General features: G+C 26.1%; 1 protein-coding gene. It reads right to left on the reverse strand.

All coding sequences use genetic code 11. The features are described 5' to 3' along the window. Positions 1–329: type II secretion system protein (locus AVANS14531_RS09165; RefSeq protein ID WP_336612167.1), on the reverse strand; the 329-nt coding region annotated here is incomplete at both ends.

A 329-nucleotide genomic window follows, 5' to 3' on the forward strand; every position in this document is an offset into this window, starting at 1 on the left:
AATTTATCACATATTTCGCTTTTAGTTTTTAATTTTTTAACTACTATGAAATATTCATCAGTAGTTATTTCTAAGCAATCAGTATTTTTAATATTAAAAAATTTATCATCTTTTAATTCTTGTGAAGTCATATCTTTTAAATTGCTACTAAAGTTTGTTTGAGTTGTATAGTATGAGCTTAAATCTTCTAATAATATAGCTAGGTTTTGAGCTGATTTTACTATCTCGGCATCATCTCTAGTAGCACTTAATCTAGGAATTGCAACTGCTGCTAATGCTCCTAAAATAACTATTACAAATATTAGTTCAATCATAGTGAAGGCTTGTTT

Origin of the sequence: Campylobacter sp. Cr9, from assembly GCF_020138295.1 — a bacterium.
In the GTDB taxonomy this organism is placed as follows: Bacteria; Campylobacterota; Campylobacteria; order Campylobacterales; family Campylobacteraceae; genus Campylobacter_E.